This window comes from Nocardioides sp. AN3 (assembly GCF_054653495.1).
The window spans coordinates 138,268-153,757 of sequence record NZ_BAAIGC010000001.1; the positions used below are offsets into that span (position 1 = coordinate 138,268).

The 15,490-nt window shown below is 71.4% G+C and carries 14 protein-coding genes; 11 read left to right on the forward strand and 3 right to left on the reverse strand.

The window, feature by feature from the left end; genetic code table 11:
* Positions 1–15 precede the first annotated feature (15 nt).
* Together ACYQ1K_RS00620 and ACYQ1K_RS00625 are read right to left on the reverse strand one after the other, a co-directional pair.
* The gene (locus tag ACYQ1K_RS00620) at positions 16–552 is read right to left on the reverse strand and encodes a cupin domain-containing protein (RefSeq protein WP_459980435.1); all 537 of its coding nucleotides are present in this window, start codon (positions 550–552) and stop codon (positions 16–18) included.
* 1 nt (position 553) lies between these two features.
* Complete coding sequence (locus ACYQ1K_RS00625; protein ID WP_459980437.1) at positions 554–1,438, reverse strand: LysR family transcriptional regulator; 885 nt, start codon at positions 1,436–1,438, stop codon at positions 554–556.
* A gap of 98 nt (positions 1,439–1,536) precedes the next feature.
* On the opposite strand from ACYQ1K_RS00625, the gene ACYQ1K_RS00630 reads away from it, so the two are divergent.
* From ACYQ1K_RS00630 to ACYQ1K_RS00670, 9 genes are read left to right on the forward strand one after another with little or no spacing between them, the layout of a single operon-like run.
* Complete coding sequence (locus ACYQ1K_RS00630) at positions 1,537–2,961, forward strand: NtaA/DmoA family FMN-dependent monooxygenase (protein ID WP_459980439.1); 1,425 nt, start codon at positions 1,537–1,539, stop codon at positions 2,959–2,961.
* A 51-nt stretch (positions 2,962–3,012) separates the two neighbouring features.
* Complete coding sequence (locus ACYQ1K_RS00635) at positions 3,013–4,554, forward strand: ABC transporter substrate-binding protein (protein WP_459980440.1); 1,542 nt, start codon at positions 3,013–3,015, stop codon at positions 4,552–4,554.
* Entirely contained in the window at positions 4,551–5,537 is a 987-nt protein-coding gene (locus ACYQ1K_RS00640) for an ABC transporter permease (RefSeq protein WP_459980441.1), read from the forward strand. Before ACYQ1K_RS00635 ends, ACYQ1K_RS00640 begins: the two co-directional genes overlap by 4 nt.
* A gap of 15 nt (positions 5,538–5,552) precedes the next feature.
* Positions 5,553–6,425, forward strand: coding sequence for an ABC transporter permease (locus tag ACYQ1K_RS00645; RefSeq protein ID WP_459980443.1), 873 nt, complete (start codon positions 5,553–5,555; stop codon positions 6,423–6,425).
* Positions 6,422–7,285 (forward strand): ABC transporter ATP-binding protein, encoded by an 864-nt coding sequence (locus ACYQ1K_RS00650; protein ID WP_459980445.1) that lies wholly within the window; start codon positions 6,422–6,424, stop codon positions 7,283–7,285. The genes ACYQ1K_RS00645 and ACYQ1K_RS00650 overlap by 4 nt, the downstream gene beginning before the upstream one ends.
* Positions 7,278–8,105: an ABC transporter ATP-binding protein gene (locus ACYQ1K_RS00655; RefSeq protein WP_459980446.1), complete on the forward strand. Its 828-nt coding sequence runs from the start codon at positions 7,278–7,280 to the stop codon at positions 8,103–8,105. Before ACYQ1K_RS00650 ends, ACYQ1K_RS00655 begins: the two co-directional genes overlap by 8 nt.
* A gap of 26 nt (positions 8,106–8,131) precedes the next feature.
* Positions 8,132–9,475, forward strand: a complete 1,344-nt coding sequence (locus ACYQ1K_RS00660; protein WP_459980447.1) for an NtaA/DmoA family FMN-dependent monooxygenase — start codon at positions 8,132–8,134, stop codon at positions 9,473–9,475.
* A 1-nt stretch (position 9,476) separates the two neighbouring features.
* Positions 9,477–10,292 (forward strand): alpha/beta hydrolase, encoded by an 816-nt coding sequence (locus tag ACYQ1K_RS00665; RefSeq protein WP_459980448.1) that lies wholly within the window; start codon positions 9,477–9,479, stop codon positions 10,290–10,292.
* Complete coding sequence (locus ACYQ1K_RS00670) at positions 10,286–10,819, forward strand: flavin reductase family protein (protein WP_459980449.1); 534 nt, start codon at positions 10,286–10,288, stop codon at positions 10,817–10,819. Before ACYQ1K_RS00665 ends, ACYQ1K_RS00670 begins: the two co-directional genes overlap by 7 nt.
* A 114-nt stretch (positions 10,820–10,933) precedes the next feature.
* Here the strand turns inward: ACYQ1K_RS00670 and ACYQ1K_RS00675 are convergent, their stop codons facing one another.
* Positions 10,934–12,385: a M1 family metallopeptidase gene (locus ACYQ1K_RS00675; protein ID WP_459980451.1), complete on the reverse strand. Its 1,452-nt coding sequence runs from the start codon at positions 12,383–12,385 to the stop codon at positions 10,934–10,936.
* Between the two features lie 106 nt (positions 12,386–12,491).
* On the opposite strand from ACYQ1K_RS00675, the gene ACYQ1K_RS00680 reads away from it, so the two are divergent.
* Complete coding sequence (locus tag ACYQ1K_RS00680; RefSeq protein WP_459980452.1) at positions 12,492–14,153, forward strand: ABC-F family ATP-binding cassette domain-containing protein; 1,662 nt, start codon at positions 12,492–12,494, stop codon at positions 14,151–14,153.
* 47 nt (positions 14,154–14,200) lie between these two features.
* Positions 14,201–15,403 carry an amidohydrolase family protein gene (locus tag ACYQ1K_RS00685; protein WP_459980453.1) on the forward strand — a complete coding sequence of 401 codons (1,203 nt, stop codon included), beginning with the start codon at positions 14,201–14,203 and terminating at the stop codon, positions 15,401–15,403.
* Positions 15,404–15,490: the final 87 nt, after the last annotated feature.

The window sequence follows — 15,490 nt, forward strand, 5'->3', positions numbered from 1 at the left end:
TAGCGACAGGGCCCCTCAGCCCTGGCCGCCGTCGATGCGCACCTCGGACCAGTCCAGCCCGTCGAGGTTGACGACGATGGCCTCCTGCGTCGTGCGGGCGATGACGACGACGGCCTCCTCGTCGGGGTCGGGGTTCTCCTCGCGGTGCGGCACCCACGGCGGGACGAAGACGTAGTCGCCCGGAGCGGTCTCGATCCGGGTCTCGACGGGCTCGTCACCGTCGATGTCGAGGAACACGAAGACCGGGTTGCCGGAGACGATGTAGATCGCCGTCTCCGAGGCGCCGTGGTGGTGGTTGGCCGACGCGGTGGCACCGGGCACGTGGGTCTGGCCCATCCACAGGTGGCGGGCGCCCACGGTCTTGCCGCTGACCGCCTCGAGCCGACGCATCCCGCTGGTCTGGGTCGTCTGGTCGACGAGGCCGCTGGGGGCGATGTGGTGCAGCTGCCGGTGGAACGGGTCGATGTCGGCGGGGACGAGCACGCCGCTCGGCGAGCGCACGAAGTCGCCCGATGCTGACTTGTCGGCGGGGACGTGAAGAGGGGACGACATCTCAGGCTCCCTGGGCTAGCGGCTGAACGGGTCGAGGAACATCGTGGGCGCCGAGCAGGCGACGCAGCGCTTCGGCCACCTCTCCCACGATGCCACGGTCGACGGCCCGAGCGGCGCACACGTAGAGCGGCAGCGGCTCCGGCGTGGGGAGGTCCGGGCGGGCGATGAGCCCTTCGGGCGTCTGGCCGAGCGTCGCCAGGAGGGCGACGCCCACTCCGGCGCCGACGGCCGCCTGGACGCCGGCGAGCTGGATCGCCTCGGCCCCGATCACGGCGGGGATGGCGTGCTGGGCCAGTGTCTCGAGCGCGCGAGTGCGCAGCGCGCACGGGTTGTCGAAGGCGACCACGGGGACGGGCAGGCCGGCCGCGGGCCGCCGCCAGTGGGGTGCCGCATACCAGGTCAGGGCCAGCTCGCCGACGTGGATCGCCCCCGGCTCCTCGGAAGCGTTGAGGAGCAGCGCCAGGTCCAGGCTGCCGGAGCGGATCGCCTCGCGCAGCTTGGTGCCCCGGTCGAGGCGGAAGCGCAGGCGGCGTACGTCGCCCAGCTCTGCGGCCAGGAAGGGGAGTAGCTGCGCGGCCGCATGCTCGGTCGAGCCGATGGCGACGGCGTCGTCCACGGCTGTCATGCCGAGCTCCTGGAGGGTCTCGTCGTGCAGCGCGAGGATCCGGCGGGCGCGGCCGAGAAGCTGCTCGCCCGCGGCGGTGAACCGCGACCCGCGGCCGTGGCGCTCGACCAACGGGCGGCCGACCGCCGCCTCCAAGCGCCGCACGTGCTGGCTGATCGCGGCCTGGCTCAGATGCAGGCTGTCGGCGGCGCGCTGGAACCCGCCGGCGTCCGCGACAGCCACGAGGCTGCGCAACGGCGCGATGTCCAACACGGCAGTCATGTCGATCAGACTACTAGACAATTGACCACGTCTCGTGATCGGTCCACATTGCCAAGAGTCATTGGACTTCTTCGCTTAAGTCGATCAATCTTGTAGACATGACTCGTCGCACTCTCAAGCTCGGCGCCGTCCTCCTCGGCGTCGGTGGTCCCGGCCAGCACGCCACCTGGCTCAACCCGGAGATCCCGGCGAACGCCAGCGTCGACGTCCGGTGGTACATCGCCCGCGCCCACGAGGCCGAGGCGGCGAAGTTCGACCATGTCTTCATCGTCGACAGCCAGTTCATCACCCCGGACTCGCCGAACCACTACCTCAGCCGGCTCGAGCCGCTGACGCTGCTGTCGGCGATCGCCGTGCACACGACCCACATCGGGCTGGTCGGCACGCTCACCACGTCGTACAACGAGCCGTTCAACGTCGCGCGCCGGCTCTCCTCGCTCGACCACATCAGCGGCGGACGCGCCGGCTGGAACGTCGTCACCAGCGGCGACGCGGGCACCGCGGGCAACTACAGCCGCGACGAGCACTTCGACTACCCGACCCGATACGGGCGCGCGCTCGAGCACGTCCGCGTCGCCCAGGGCCTGTGGGACTCCTACGAGGCGGACGCCCTGCCGCGAGACAGGGAGCGCGGCGTCTTCCTCGACCCGACGAAGCTGCACCGGCTCGACCACCGGGGCGAGTTCTTCTCGGTGGTCGGCCCGCTCAACCTCGAGCGCTCCCCCCAGGGGCAGCCGGTGATCTTCCAGGCCGGCGACTCCGAGGAGGGGCGCGACCTGGGCGCAAGCATCGCCGACGCCGTCTTCACCCATGTCACCTCGCTCGAGCAGGCCCAGGCCTTCCGCGCCGAGCTGCGCGCACGGGCGGCCGCGAAGGGTCGCGATCCCGAGGGGGTGCTCATCGTGCCCGGTCTGTCTCCCGTCATCGCCGACACTGACGAGGAGGCACGCGCGAAGCAGGACGCGATCCTCGGCAGCAAGAGCTTCGAGCGGGCGCTGCGCGAGCTGGGCCGGCCGTTCGGCTGGCACGACTTCACGCAGTACGACCTCGACGCGCCCTTCCCCGAGCTGCCCGACGAGGTCGGCAAGACGAGCTTCCGGACCCAGGCCGACGCGATCAAGAAGCACGCCGCCGACCACGGGCTGACGCTGCGCCAGGTGGTCGAGCACTACGGCCAGGCCTTCAGCTCGCCCTTCGTCGGCTCACCGCGGACCGTCGCCGACGCGATCGAGGAGTGGTTCGAGGCCGGCGCCTTCGACGGCATCAACATCTCGGTGAACGCGCCCAGCGAGTTCGCCCTCTTCACCGAGCGGGTCCTGCCGATCCTCCGCGAGCGCGGCGTCGTCCGCAGCGAGTACGAGGCCACGACGCTCCGCGGCAACCTCGGCCTGCCGATCCCGGAGAACCGGCACACCGCTGCACGGCGCGCGGCAGCGACCGCGGCAGCGACCGCAGCATCGGCCGCGGCAGCAGCCCCCGAGCCCGCCACTGAGCAGCGAGCCCCTGAGCCGGCGCTCCGCTGAGCCTCCCCCCAGGTCCATCCCTAGAAGAACCCATCCCGAGAGAGAACCACCATGACCCCCACGCCTGCCCGGCGCTCACGGCCCGCCGTCCTCGTCCTCGTCCTCGCGGCGCTCGCACTGTTGCTCACCGCGTGCGGCGGCGGCGCGTCCGGCGCGGGCGGCAAGGGCGGCACCGCGACCCTCAAGTGGGCCTCGTCCTACTTCCCGACCCACTGGGACCCGGTCGTCGGGGGCAGCGGTGCCCAGTTCCGCGAGCTCGCGCTCGTCTACGCCTCGCTCACCAAGACCGACGAGAAGGGCAACGCCGTCCCGGACCTCGCCCAGAGCTGGGACTACAACGCCAAGGGCGACGAGGTCACCTTCCACCTGCGCCCGGGCCTGACCTTCAGTGATGGCGAGCCGCTCAACGCCGCGGCCGTCAAGGCGGCGATCGACCGCGCGAAGGGCCAGAAGAACTCCGCTCTCTTCGGTGACCTGACCACCATCAAGGACGTCACCACCAGCGGCGACACCGACGTCGTCGTGCACCTGGCCCAGGTCGACTACCAGATCCCGCTGCTGCTCGGCGAGCGCGTCCTCCAGGTCGCCAGCCCGAAGGCCGCCGCCGACCCCGAGAAGCTGGACCAGAGCCCCGTCGGCGCGGGCCCCTTCATCGCCGAGCAGATCATCCCGGGCACCAAGGCGGTCTTCAAGAAGAACCCGCACTACTGGGACGCCGCCAACATTCACATCGTCAAGGTCGAGCTGACCTCCGCGCCCGACGCCGCCACCGTGGTGTCCGGCCTGAAGACCGGCGTCTACAACTTCGCCGACATCGCGCCGTCACAAGCCGACGCGGCCAAGAAGGCAGGCCTCGACGTCTTCGTCCAGCCCGGCTTCAACGCGAGCAACATCAGTCTCAATGTGAACAAGTCTCCGTTCAACGACCCGAAGGTGGTGGACGCGGTCCGCTACGCGACCAACCGGCAGGAGTTCGTAGACAAGCTGACCTTCGGCTACGGGTCGGTGACCAACCAGCCGTTCCCGTCGAACTACGTCGCCTACGACCCTCAGTCCAAGGACCTCTACGCCTACGACCCGGCCAAGGCCAAGCAGCTCCTCGCCGAGGCGGGCTACAAGCCCGGGGCCATCAAGCTCGACCTCGTCATCGGTTCCGAGGACCCCGCGGCCGAGATCGTCCAGTCGCAGCTGGCTGCGGTCGGCATCACCGTGAACATCAAGGTCGACAAGAACTGGGCCACTCCGTTCTTCGCCAAGCAGCTGACGTTCTCGCTCTACGGCACCACCGGTCGTGACTCCGCCGTGCAGACACTGACCGCGCACTTCGGCCCCCACGGCCCGCTCAACCTCAGCAGCCCGTACGAGCCGGCCGGCTTCGAAGCAGCCGTCGCGAAGGTGCGCCAGACGCCGCTCGACGCCCCCGACTACCAGTCGGTCCTCCAGGCGGCCACCCGCGCCGGCCTGCAGAGCCGGGCGCTCGTCTTCACCTACGAGTCGCCCAACCTCCTCGCCAAGTCCAGCTCGATCTCGGACCTGCCGAAGAACCCGGCCCACCTCGACTGGACCGGCGTCACGATCGGGGACCGTCCGTGATCTCCCCGACCAGGGTGCGGCTGGCCACCGGCCGCATCCTGGTCACCCTCCTGAGATCGGTCCTGATCTTCGCTCCGGTCTTCCTGGTCGCGACCTTCGTGACCTTCGCCCTCCGGTCGCTGAGTGGGCTCAGCCCTGCGCGCATCCAGCTCGGCGAGCAGGCCACCCCCGAGGCGATCGGTCAGGTCGAGAGCCAGTGGGGGCTGGACCGGCCATTCCTCGCGCAGTACTGGACCTGGTTCACCGACGTCCTCCACGGCGACCTGGGCATCAGCTGGGTCAACGGCGCCGACATCTCCACTCTCATCGGGCTCGGTCTCGGCGTCAGCCTCTCGGTCGCGACGCTCGCGCTGGTGATCGGCATCGTGGGCGGATTCACGCTGGGGACGCTCGCGGCCCTGCGCCGTACGACGTGGGTGGACCGGGCCATCACCGGCTTCACCACCCTCATGTCGGTGGTGCCGCCCTTCGTGGTCGGCATCGTGCTGGTGACCGTCTTCGCGGTCGGCCTCGGCTGGTTCCCGTCGGCGGGCTACTCGCCGGCGGCCGACGGCATCGGGCCCTGGCTCGCGCACATCACGCTGCCGGCCCTGGCGTTGAGCCTGGACGTGGTCGCCGACGTCGCGCGGCAGCTGCGCAGTGGGCTCATCGCGGCCTACCGCGAGAACTATGTGACCGGAGCGGTCGTGCGGGGTCTCGGACCGCACCGGATCTTCTTCCGGCACGTCCTGCGCAACGGCGTCGGTCCGGCCCTGGCCGTCCTCGGTCTCAAGTTCCCCGCACTCATCGGCGGCTCGGTCGTCACCGAGTGGATCTTCGGGCTGCAGGGCTTCGGTCGGTTCGCCAACGACTCCGCCCAGCAGGGCGACGTCCCCGGCGTCCAAGGCGTGCTCGTCGTCTCGATCGTGCTGGTCGTCGCGTTCAACCTCATCGTCAATCTCGTCCTGGCTCGGGTCACCCCGGCCTCCCAGCGGGGGGTGTGAGGAGTGGTACGACGCGTGCTCTCCCTGCCCACCGGCCGGATCGCCGTGGCGGTCCTGGGGCTGGTCGCCCTCCTCGCGGCCTTCGGCCCGGCCCTGGCGCCCCATGACCCGCTGCTCGGCAGCGACGAGCAGCTCGCCGGAGCGTCGCTGCAGCACTGGCTCGGCACGGACTATCTCGGGCGCGACATCCTGAGCCGCCTGCTCGACGGCTCGCGGGTCAGCGTGCTCGGCTCCCTGGAGGTCGCGGCGATCGCGCTGGTCGTCGGCTCGGTGCCAGGCATCCTCTCCGTCTATCTGGGCCGCGCCTTCGAATGGGCGACGCTGCGGCTCGTCGACACGCTGGTCGCCCTGCCGTTCCTGCTCTTCGCCGTCGCCGTCACGGCGCTGCTGGGCAACGGCATCACCCAGGCCATGCTCGTGACGGGCTTCCTCGTCTCGCCGCTCTTCTACCGCGTCTCGCGCGCGGCCACGCTCGCCGTGGCCCGATCGCCGTACGTCGAGGCGGCGATCGTCTCCGGTGCGTCGGTCGGCTGGGTCGTGCGCCGTCACGTCTGGGCGAAGGTCCTGCCGCCGATCGCCGTGGCACTGGCCCAGACCGTCGGGGTCGGCTTCATCATCGTCTCGAGCCTCACCTTCCTCGGCATCGGCGTCCAGCCGCCGGCGCCGACCTGGGGCGGGCTGCTCGCCTCGGATCTCAACTACCTCGACCAGAAGCCGTGGGCGCCCGTCGCGCCCGCCGTCCTCATCGTCGCGACCGTGTGGGCGAGCAACGTCCTCGCCGACGCGATCCGCGACGTCTCGGGGGAGGCGGGCCGCGCGTTCGTCAACCACCGTCGGGTCAGGGCCAACCGGCTCGACCCACAGCTCTCCCAGGAAGGTGCGCGATGACCGCCGTCTCCGCGAGCCCGCTTGCCGGCGCTCCTGCTGCCCCCGTGGCCGAGCCGGTCCTGCGAGTGCGCGATCTGCACATCCGCAACGACGTCGACGGACGCGAGATCGTCCACGGGGTCGACCTCGAGCTGCGGGCGGCGGAGGTCGTCGGCATCGTGGGTGAGTCGGGCAGCGGCAAGACGCTGACCTGCCGCGCGGCGCTCGGCATCCTGCCGGAGCACGTCGTGATCTCGCGCGGCTCGGTGGAGATCACCGGGCGCGACATCTCCACCCTCGGCCCGGCCGAGTGGACCCGCCTGCGTGGCGCCACCATCAGCGCCGTCTTCCAGGACCCGGCGTCCTACCTCAATCCCTCCCTCACGGTCGGCTCGCAGATCGCTGAGGTCGTGCGGGTCAAGCAGGCGCTCAGACGTCGACAGGCCAAGGAGCGGGCCATCGAGCTCCTCGGTGCCGTTCGGCTGCGCGACCCGGGCCGCGTCTACGGGCAGTACGCCTTCGAGCTCTCCGGGGGCATGCTTCAGCGGGTCCTCATCGCGGCGGCCATCGCCGCCGACCCGCAGGTCCTCATCGCCGACGAGGCGACCACGGCGCTCGACGTCACCGTCCAAGCCGAGATCCTCGACCTCCTCGCCGACCTGCGTGCCTCGACGGGTCTGGCGCTCGTCGTCGTCTCCCACGACCTCGCCGTGGTCGGCCAGCTGTGTGACGAGGTGCTGGTCATGCGACAGGGCGAGGTCGTCGAGCAGGGGCCGACCGCCCAGGTGCTCCATGAGCCGCGACACGAGTACACCCGGCTGCTCGTCGACGAGCATGAGGAGTACGGGCTGCACCGGTTCCTGGAGGTGGGCCATGTCTGAGCGGACCGTCCTCGAGGTCGAGGGCCTCGACGTCCACTACGGTCACCGGCGCCATCGCCGCCAGGCGCTGAGCGGGGTCTCGCTGTCGGTGCGCCCCGGGGAGATCCTCGGCCTCATCGGAGAGACCGGATCGGGCAAGTCCACCTTCGCCCGCGCCGTTCTCGGACTGGTCGAGCCCTCGGCCGGGCGCGTCGTCATCGACGGCGAGGACGTGTCCCGCCACTCCGAGCGACAGTGGCGGCGGCTGCGGCGCCGGGGCGTCGTCCAGTATGTCTTCCAGGACCCGCTCCGCAGTCTCGACCCCGACCTCACCATCGCCGACTCGCTCACCGAGCCACTGCTCATCCAGGGCATCGGTCGCACAGAGGCGCTCGCCCGCGCACGGGGCTTCCTCGAGCGGGTGCGGCTGGACGCCGACCTGCTCGACCGACTGCCGGGCGAGCTCTCCGGCGGCCAGCGGCAGCGCGTCGCCGTCGCGCGGGCGCTGGTGACAGGACCCTCGCTGGTCATCCTCGACGAGCCCGTCAGCGCGCTCGACTCCGCCAATCGCGTGCAGGTCCTGGAGATCCTCAAGGAGCTCCGGTCGGCCGGCGTCGCCCTGGTCTTCATCTCCCACGACCTCGGCTCGGTCGCCGGGATCACCGACCGCATCGCCGTGCTCTACCAGGGCGAGCTCGTCGAGTCCGGGCGCACCAGGGACGTCATCGGCTCCCCCCAGCACGCCTACACCCGGCTGCTCGTCAGCTCCGCCCCGACGCTCCGCTCCGGCGCGGCCGACCGCGCCGAGCGCGAGGCGTTGCGCCGGCTGCTGCACGCCTGACCCACATCTCCCTCGAGAGGAAACGCATGACTCGCAAGCTCCACCTCGCGCTGCACCCGTACGGCGTCGGCGGTCCCGGCCAGCACGGCCTCTGGAAGGACCCCCGCGTCGCCAAGGACGCGAGCATCGACATCAACTACTACATCCGGCAGGCGCAGGCGGCCGAGCATGCGCTCTTCGACGCGCTCTTCATCGTCGACAGCCAGTTCATCAACGCCACCTACCCGGCGCACTACCTCAACCGGCTCGAACCGCTGACGCTGCTCTCGGCGGTCGCGACGCACACCCGGCACATCGGCCTCGTCGGCACCGCCAGCTCGACGTACAACTCGCCCTTCAACCTCGCCCGACGCTTCGCCTCCCTCGACCTCATCAGCGGCGGCCGTGCCGGCTGGAACGTGGTGACCAGCTTCGACACGGGCGTCTCGAAGAACTTCGGTCTCGACGAGCACTTGGACTACAGCACGCGCTACGCACGGGCGCTGGAGTTCGTGGAGGTCGCCCGGGGTCTGTGGGACTCCTACGAGGACGACGCGTTCCCGGCCGACGTCGAGGGCAACGTCTTCCTGGACCCGGCCAAGCTGCACGCGCTCGACCACGTCGGCGAGCACTTCCGCGTGGCCGGCCCGCTCAACATCTCCCGGTCCGCCCAAGGGCAGCCGGTCATCTTCCAGGCCGGCGTCTCCGAGGAGGGCCGCGACCTGGCGGCCCGGGTCGCGGAGGGGATCTACGCCCCCGGCGGCTCCTTGGCGCAGGCGCAGGCCTACTACGCCGACATCAAGCAGCGCACGGCCTCCTACGGCCGCGACCCGGACCACATCAAGATCTTCATCCACGGCGGGCCGGTCGTCGGCGCGACTGACGAGGCGGCGCGACGTCGCGAGCGTGAGATCTTCGAGGAGGACAACGACTTCGAGCGCAACCTGGCGCTCCTCGGCCGCGGGTTCGGCGCCCACGACTTCAGCCAGTACGACCCCGATGCGCCGTTCCCCGACGTCGCCCATCTCGCCGAACGGGGCGGTCGCACGGGCGCTGCCCGCCTCATCGAGCGCGCTCGGGCGGACGGCCTGACTCTGCGTCAGATCGTCGACACCTTCAACGAGTTCAAGGCCTCGCCGTTCGTCGGATCACCGACGACGGTGGCCGACACCATCGAGCACTGGTTCCGCGCCGGCACCTTCGACGGGATCAACCTCGCGTTCCGCACCGAGGAGGAGCTGGCCCTGTTCGTCGACGGCGTCGTCCCGCTCCTCCAGCAGCGCGGGCTGTTCCGCACCGAGTACGAGGCCGACACCCTCCGCGGGAACCTCGGCCTTCCCGTCCCCGAGAACCGCCACGCCCACGCCCGAGCCCAGCTGGCAGGAGTATGAGATGACGACGACCATCGAGAAGCCCGACGCGCCGCAGATCCGGACCGTCGAGCCCGGCCACACCGACTACCTCGCGCCCGAGGGCCTGCGCACCCGCGGGACGGTCGTCGTGGTGCCCGGCCGGGGCGAGAGCCGGCTGACCTACGCCCGGCTGGGCAGGCGGCTGGCGGCGGACGCCTACCGCGTGCGCGTCATCGACCCGCCCGTCATCGACGGGACCGACGTCGCTGCGTCCCTCATCGCCTTCCGCGACGAGCTCGGCCGCGCCGTGCAGGACGCGGTCACCGGTGACGCCGTCGCGGCGCCCATCGTGCTGGTGGGCGCCGACACCGGAGCAGCGGCCGTGGCCGCCGTCGTGGCGAAGCTCGGCCGCGACGTCACCTGGCGGCCGGAGGCGGTCGTCCTGGCCGGCCTGCCGGCCAAGGACGCCCGTGCGGGCCAGAGCTGGGACGAGGAGCTCGACGTCCGCACCGCCTGCCCGATGCACCGCGGCCTGCTTGCTGAGGACGTCTCCGTGGCCCGCGGCGCACTCGACATCCCCGTCGCCCCGGGCCTCCTCGACTCGGCGTACGCCGACAAGGCCCCCCTGCCCCACCTCCTCCTCGTTGGCGACGCCGACCCGTTGGCGGACCGTGCGGCGCTGACCCGTCTCGCGAAGTCGCTGTCCCGGGCCCGCCTCTCGGTCGTGCGCGACGGGCACCACGACGTGCTCAACGACCTCCAGCACCGCTCGGTCGCCGCAGAGATCGTCGGCTTCCTCGAGGCGCTGCGCACCGACCTGGTGCCCGCCGTCTCCGTGGAGGCCAGCGCGTGGTGAAGGCTTCCGCGGTCCCCACCGGGCGTCCCAGGTTCCCCACCAACCAGGACCTCGACCCGGTCCGGCTCCGGCAGGCATTCGGCGTCTTCCCGAGCGGCGTCGTCGCCGTGGCCGCCGAGGTCGACGGGCGGCTCGTCGGCCTCGCCGCCAGCTCGTTCACCTCGGTCTCGCTCGACCCGCCCCTCATCTCGTTCTCGATCGCGAACTCCTCCAAGACCTGGCCCGACCTGCGCCGCGCCGGGCATCTCGGCGTGACGGTCCTCGCTGACCACCAGGGTGCAGCCGCGCGGCAGCTCGCCGGTCCTGTGGAGCGGCGGTTCGACGGGATCGAGGTGGGCCTCAGCGACGACGGGGCGGTCACCCTCGCCGACGGGCTGGCCCGCTTCGAGACGACGATCTACCGCGAGGTCGAGGCCGGCGACCACACCATCGTGCTGCTGCGCCTGCACGCGGTCGAGCACGCGGACCACTCCCTGCCGCTCGTCTTCCATCGCAGCGGGTTCGGCCGGCTCCAGGAGACGGCCTGAGAACGCGGGCGCCTGTTCGTCGAGGTATGCAGACGAGTCGTCAGTTCCCATGTCGAGTTCCGCCCGGGGAGTGCGCATTCGGCTGCATACCTCGACGAACAGACCGTCGCCGGCTCAACGCTGCAGGGGACTGCGCGGCGACATCAGCCACTGCTGGAAGAACGACCGCAGGTCGCGTCCGGTCTGCTGCTGGATCCACGCGAGATAGTCGTCGCGGCCGGTCGAGCCCTCCGCGCGCACAGCGGGCCACTGCCGCACCAGCCGCCAGAACGTGTCGTCGCCGACCATCCTGCGCAGGCGCTCCCACATGAGGGCAGGGCCGTAGTAGACGTTGAGCTCGGCGAAGTGGTCGCGCTTGTAGGCGCCCGGTGGGCCCGCGGTGCGACGTGAGTCGATCTCGTCGGTGTTCCATGTCGAGAACGAGTCGCCCGGCGGCAGGTCCCAGTCCTCGTCCTGCCACGCGCCCTGCAGATACATCGCCATGCCCTCGTTCATCCAGACGTCACGCCAGTCCGAGGGCGTCACCTCGTCGCCGTACCACTGGTGGGCCATCTCATGGATGAGGACGTCCGGCTCGCTGTCGGCGGGGTCGCGGCCGAGGGTGATCATCGTCTGCGTCTCCATGCCGCTGTCGCCGTCGACGAGCACGAAGCCGAGCGATCCGAAGGGGAAGGGGCCGAGCCGCTTCTCCAGCCAGCCCAGCAGCATCGGTGCCTGCTGCAGGCTGTGGAGGAGCTCGGCGTCGTCGGCGGTCGTCCAGTAGGAGATCGGCAGGCCGCCCGGCCCCGTCGCCGTCGTCTCCTGGTAGGGCCCGACGGCGAGGGTGATGAGGTAGGCCGCCGCCGGCTCGTCGAGGTGCCACGCGGTCTTGGTCCGACCGTCCTGCGTGGACCGGTGCGTCAGGGTGCCGTTGCTGACGCCGACCATCGGCGCCGGTGCGTCGATGCTGATGTCGTAGAGCGCCTTGTCGGCGGGCTGGTCGTTGACGGCGTACCAAGTGAAGGCGCCGTACGGCTCCTGCATGGTCCACAGGCCGCCCTGGTCGTCGACGGTGAGGCCCAGCGTCGGGGTGTCGCGTCGGCTGCTCGGCATGGCGACAGGCGTGGGGGTGCCGGCGTAGGTGAGCGCGAGCGTGTAGTCGTGGCCCGCGACGAACCGGCCGTGGACGACGAGGTCCTTCCCGGGATGGTCGACGTCTGCCACCGTGCCGTCGAGGGTGACCTTCGACGCCACCATGGCAGCGGAGAGGTCGAGCTGGACGTGGTCGCCGGTCGTCGTCGCGCGGAACAGCAGCGTCTCATGGCCGGTCAGCGTCTTCGAGGGCTTGTCCCAGGAGAGGTCGAGGGCGTAGTGCAGCGCGTCCACGCTCGGGTCGCCGACCTCCGGATAGACGGAGTCCTCGACGGGGGTGGAGCGAGCATCGGCGTACGACGCCGCCGTGGTCGCCGTGCTCGCCGAGGCGGAGGCGCTCTGGTGGTTCCTCTGCGCGGTGTCGGCCCTGTCGCTGCAGGCCGCGGCTCCGGCCGCCAGCGTCAGGGCGAGAGCGAGCGCCGCACCGCGCCTCATCGCGCCCCCTTCCACCGGACCGATCGCACCCGTCGGACCGGGACCGGATGCCATCATGCCTGGCCGCCCGCGAAAACGGGTCGACGTCGCCGATAGCCTCGACCGAGTGAGTGCCACCATCCAGACCTCCGGCCTTGCGGCGGGGCACGGCGCCACGGCGCTCTTCGACGGGCTCGACCTGGTGATCGCCCCCGGTGACGTCATCGGTCTCGTCGGGCCCAACGGCGCGGGCAAGTCGACGCTGCTGCGGGTGTTGGCGGGCATCCATCCGCCCGAGGACGGCGCCGTCGCGGTCAGCCCGCCCGCGGCGACGATCGGCTACCTGCCCCAGGAGCCGGATCGCCGACCGGGTGAGACCGTCCGCGGGTTTCTCGCCCGCCGCACCGGCGTGGCCGACGCGCAGATCGCCTTCGACGCGGCCACCGAGCGGTTCAGCTCGGGCGCGCCGGGTGCGGACGAGGAGTACGCCCACGCCCTCGAGCGCTGGCTCGCGCTGGGGGCGGCGGACCTCGACGAGCGCGCCGCGGCGGTGGCGGCGGACCTCGGCCTCGGGGTCGACCTCGACCAGGAGATGACCAGCCTGAGCGGCGGACAGGCGGCCCGGGCCAACCTGGCCGCCCTGCTGCTCAGCCGCTACGACGTCTTCCTGCTCGACGAGCCGACCAACGACCTCGACCTCGACGGTCTGGAGCGGCTCGAGCGGTTCGTCCGCGAGCTGCGAGCGCCGGTCGTCATCGTGAGCCACGACCGCGAGTTCCTCGCCCGCACCATCAACCGGGTCGTCGAGCTCGACCTGCATCAGCATCAGGTCAACCTCTACGGCGGCGGCTACGACGCCTACCTGCACGAGCGCGAGATCTCGCGCCAGCACGCGCGCGACGCCTTCGAAGAGTACGCCGGGAAGCTGGCCGATCTCTCCGGTCGCATCCAGACCCAGCGAGCATGGGCCAACCAGGGCGTCCGCAACGCTCGTCGCTCCATCAACGACGAGCCCGACAAGTCGATCCGGCGTTTCCGTGCGGAGTCTGCCGAGAAGCAGGCCTCGAAGGTCCGCCAGTCCGAGCGCGCGATCGAGCGGCTCGAGCGCGACGCGGTCGAAGAGCCGCGCAAGGAGTGGGACCTGCGCATGGAGATCGCCGTGGCGCCGCGCTCGGGGACGCGGACGGCCGTGCTGCGCGACGCGGTCGTGCGGCGTCGCTCGGTGTCGGGCGGCGAGTTCACTCTGGGCCCGGTCAGTCTCGAGATCGGCTGGGCCGAGAAGGTGGCCATCACCGGGCCGAACGGGTCGGGCAAGTCGACGCTGCTCGGCGCCCTGCTCGGGCGGATCCCTCTCGACGAGGGCACCGCGTCTCTCGGCCCGGGCGTCGTGGTCGGCGAGGTCGACCAGGCACGTGCGCTCTTCGAAGGAGCCGAGCCGCTCGTCGACGCGTTCCGTGAGCATGCCCCCGACCTCGCTCCGGAGGAGATCCGCACCCTGCTGGCGAAGTTCGGCCTCAAGGCCGACCACGTCCTGCGTCCCGCCGCCACGCTGAGCCCGGGGGAGCGCACCCGCGCGGCGCTGGCCCTCCTCCAGGCTCGCGGCGTCAACCTCCTCGTCCTCGACGAGCCGACGAACCACCTCGATCTGCCCGCCATCGAGCAGCTCGAGTCGGCGCTGGACGCCTACCCGGGGACGCTCCTCCTCGTCACGCATGACCGGCGCATGCTCGCCGCGGTGCATACGACGCGGCAGTTGCGGGTCGAGGCCGGGCGAGTGACGGCCTTGTGAGTGCCAGCGTGACCTGGGGGTCACGCTGGCACTCACAAGGCGCGATCATGCTGGTGAGACGGACTCGGGTCGTTCCCCTCACTCGACAGCAGCACGACGGTCCGGTCGACGTGCTCCTCCGGTCTGGTGTCGTTGCGGCCGTCGCGCCCGCACTTCCCGATGTCGGTGTCCGCGAGATCGACGCGGAGGGCCGCTGGCTGTTGCCGGGGCTCTGGGACGCCCACGTCCATCTCGGGCAGTGGGCGCTCGCCTCGCGCCGGCTCGATCTCAGGGATGCGCGTTCACCGGAGGAAGCGCTCGCGCTGGTGGCCTCGGCGGTAGATGCCGCCGACGGTCGGCCGGTCGTAGGCATGGGCCACAGGGCCGGCACCTGGGCTCGAACGGTCACCGTCGCCGAGCTCGACGCGGTGGCCGGCCCGGTCCCGGTCGTGCTCGTCAACGGCGACTTCCACCACGGCTGGCTCAACACCGCTGCGCTCGACGCGCTGGGGCTGCCGCGCCGGCAGGAGGTGGTGGCCGAGAAGGAGTGGTTCGACGCCTACCCGAGGCTCACCGGCCTCGTCGGAGGCCCGACGCCCGAGGACTATCAACGGGTCCTCGCGCAGGCCGCCTCCCGTGGTGTCGTCGGGGTGGTCGACTTCGAGTTCGGCGCGCCGTGGGGCGACTGGGTCGAGCGCTGGGATGAGGGCTGCGACCTGCTGCGCGTGCGCTGGGCGCCGTACGCCGGCACGCTGGATGCGGCCCTCGCCGCCGGCCTGCGGACCGGATCGGAGCTCGCACCCGGGCTCAGCGTGGGGTCGCTCAAGATCATCAGCGACGGGTCGCTGGGCACTCGGACGGCGTGGTGCTGCGAGCCGTACGCCGACACCGGCGGCCACGGAGCCCCCAACCTCTCCGGCGACGAGCTGGGCGATCTGCTGGAGCGCGGTCACGACGCTGGGTTCACGGTCGCCACCCACGCGATCGGCGACCGGGCGCTGAGCGAGGTGCTGGCGTCGTACGCCGCGACCGGCGCCAGCGGGTCGATCGAGCACGCCCAGCTGGTGACCCCTGAGGCGGTCGACGAGCTCGCTCGGCTCGGCCTCAAGGCGCTGGGGGCGTCCGTCGACGGTCGCCAGGTGCACGTCGGGGAGCCCGGTGACCTCATGCTCCTCGACGTCGACCCGCTCGGCGCGTCACCGGCCCAGTTGCGCGACCTCCGCTCGGCGCTGACCGTCGTCGCCGGCCGGGTGGTCTGGGACTCCCGGTGAGCAGACGCAGATGCCCACGCGGGGGCCGGTGAGCAGACGCAGATGGCCGGGCGCCTTGGGCATCTGCGCCCGCTCGGCGGGTTGGTG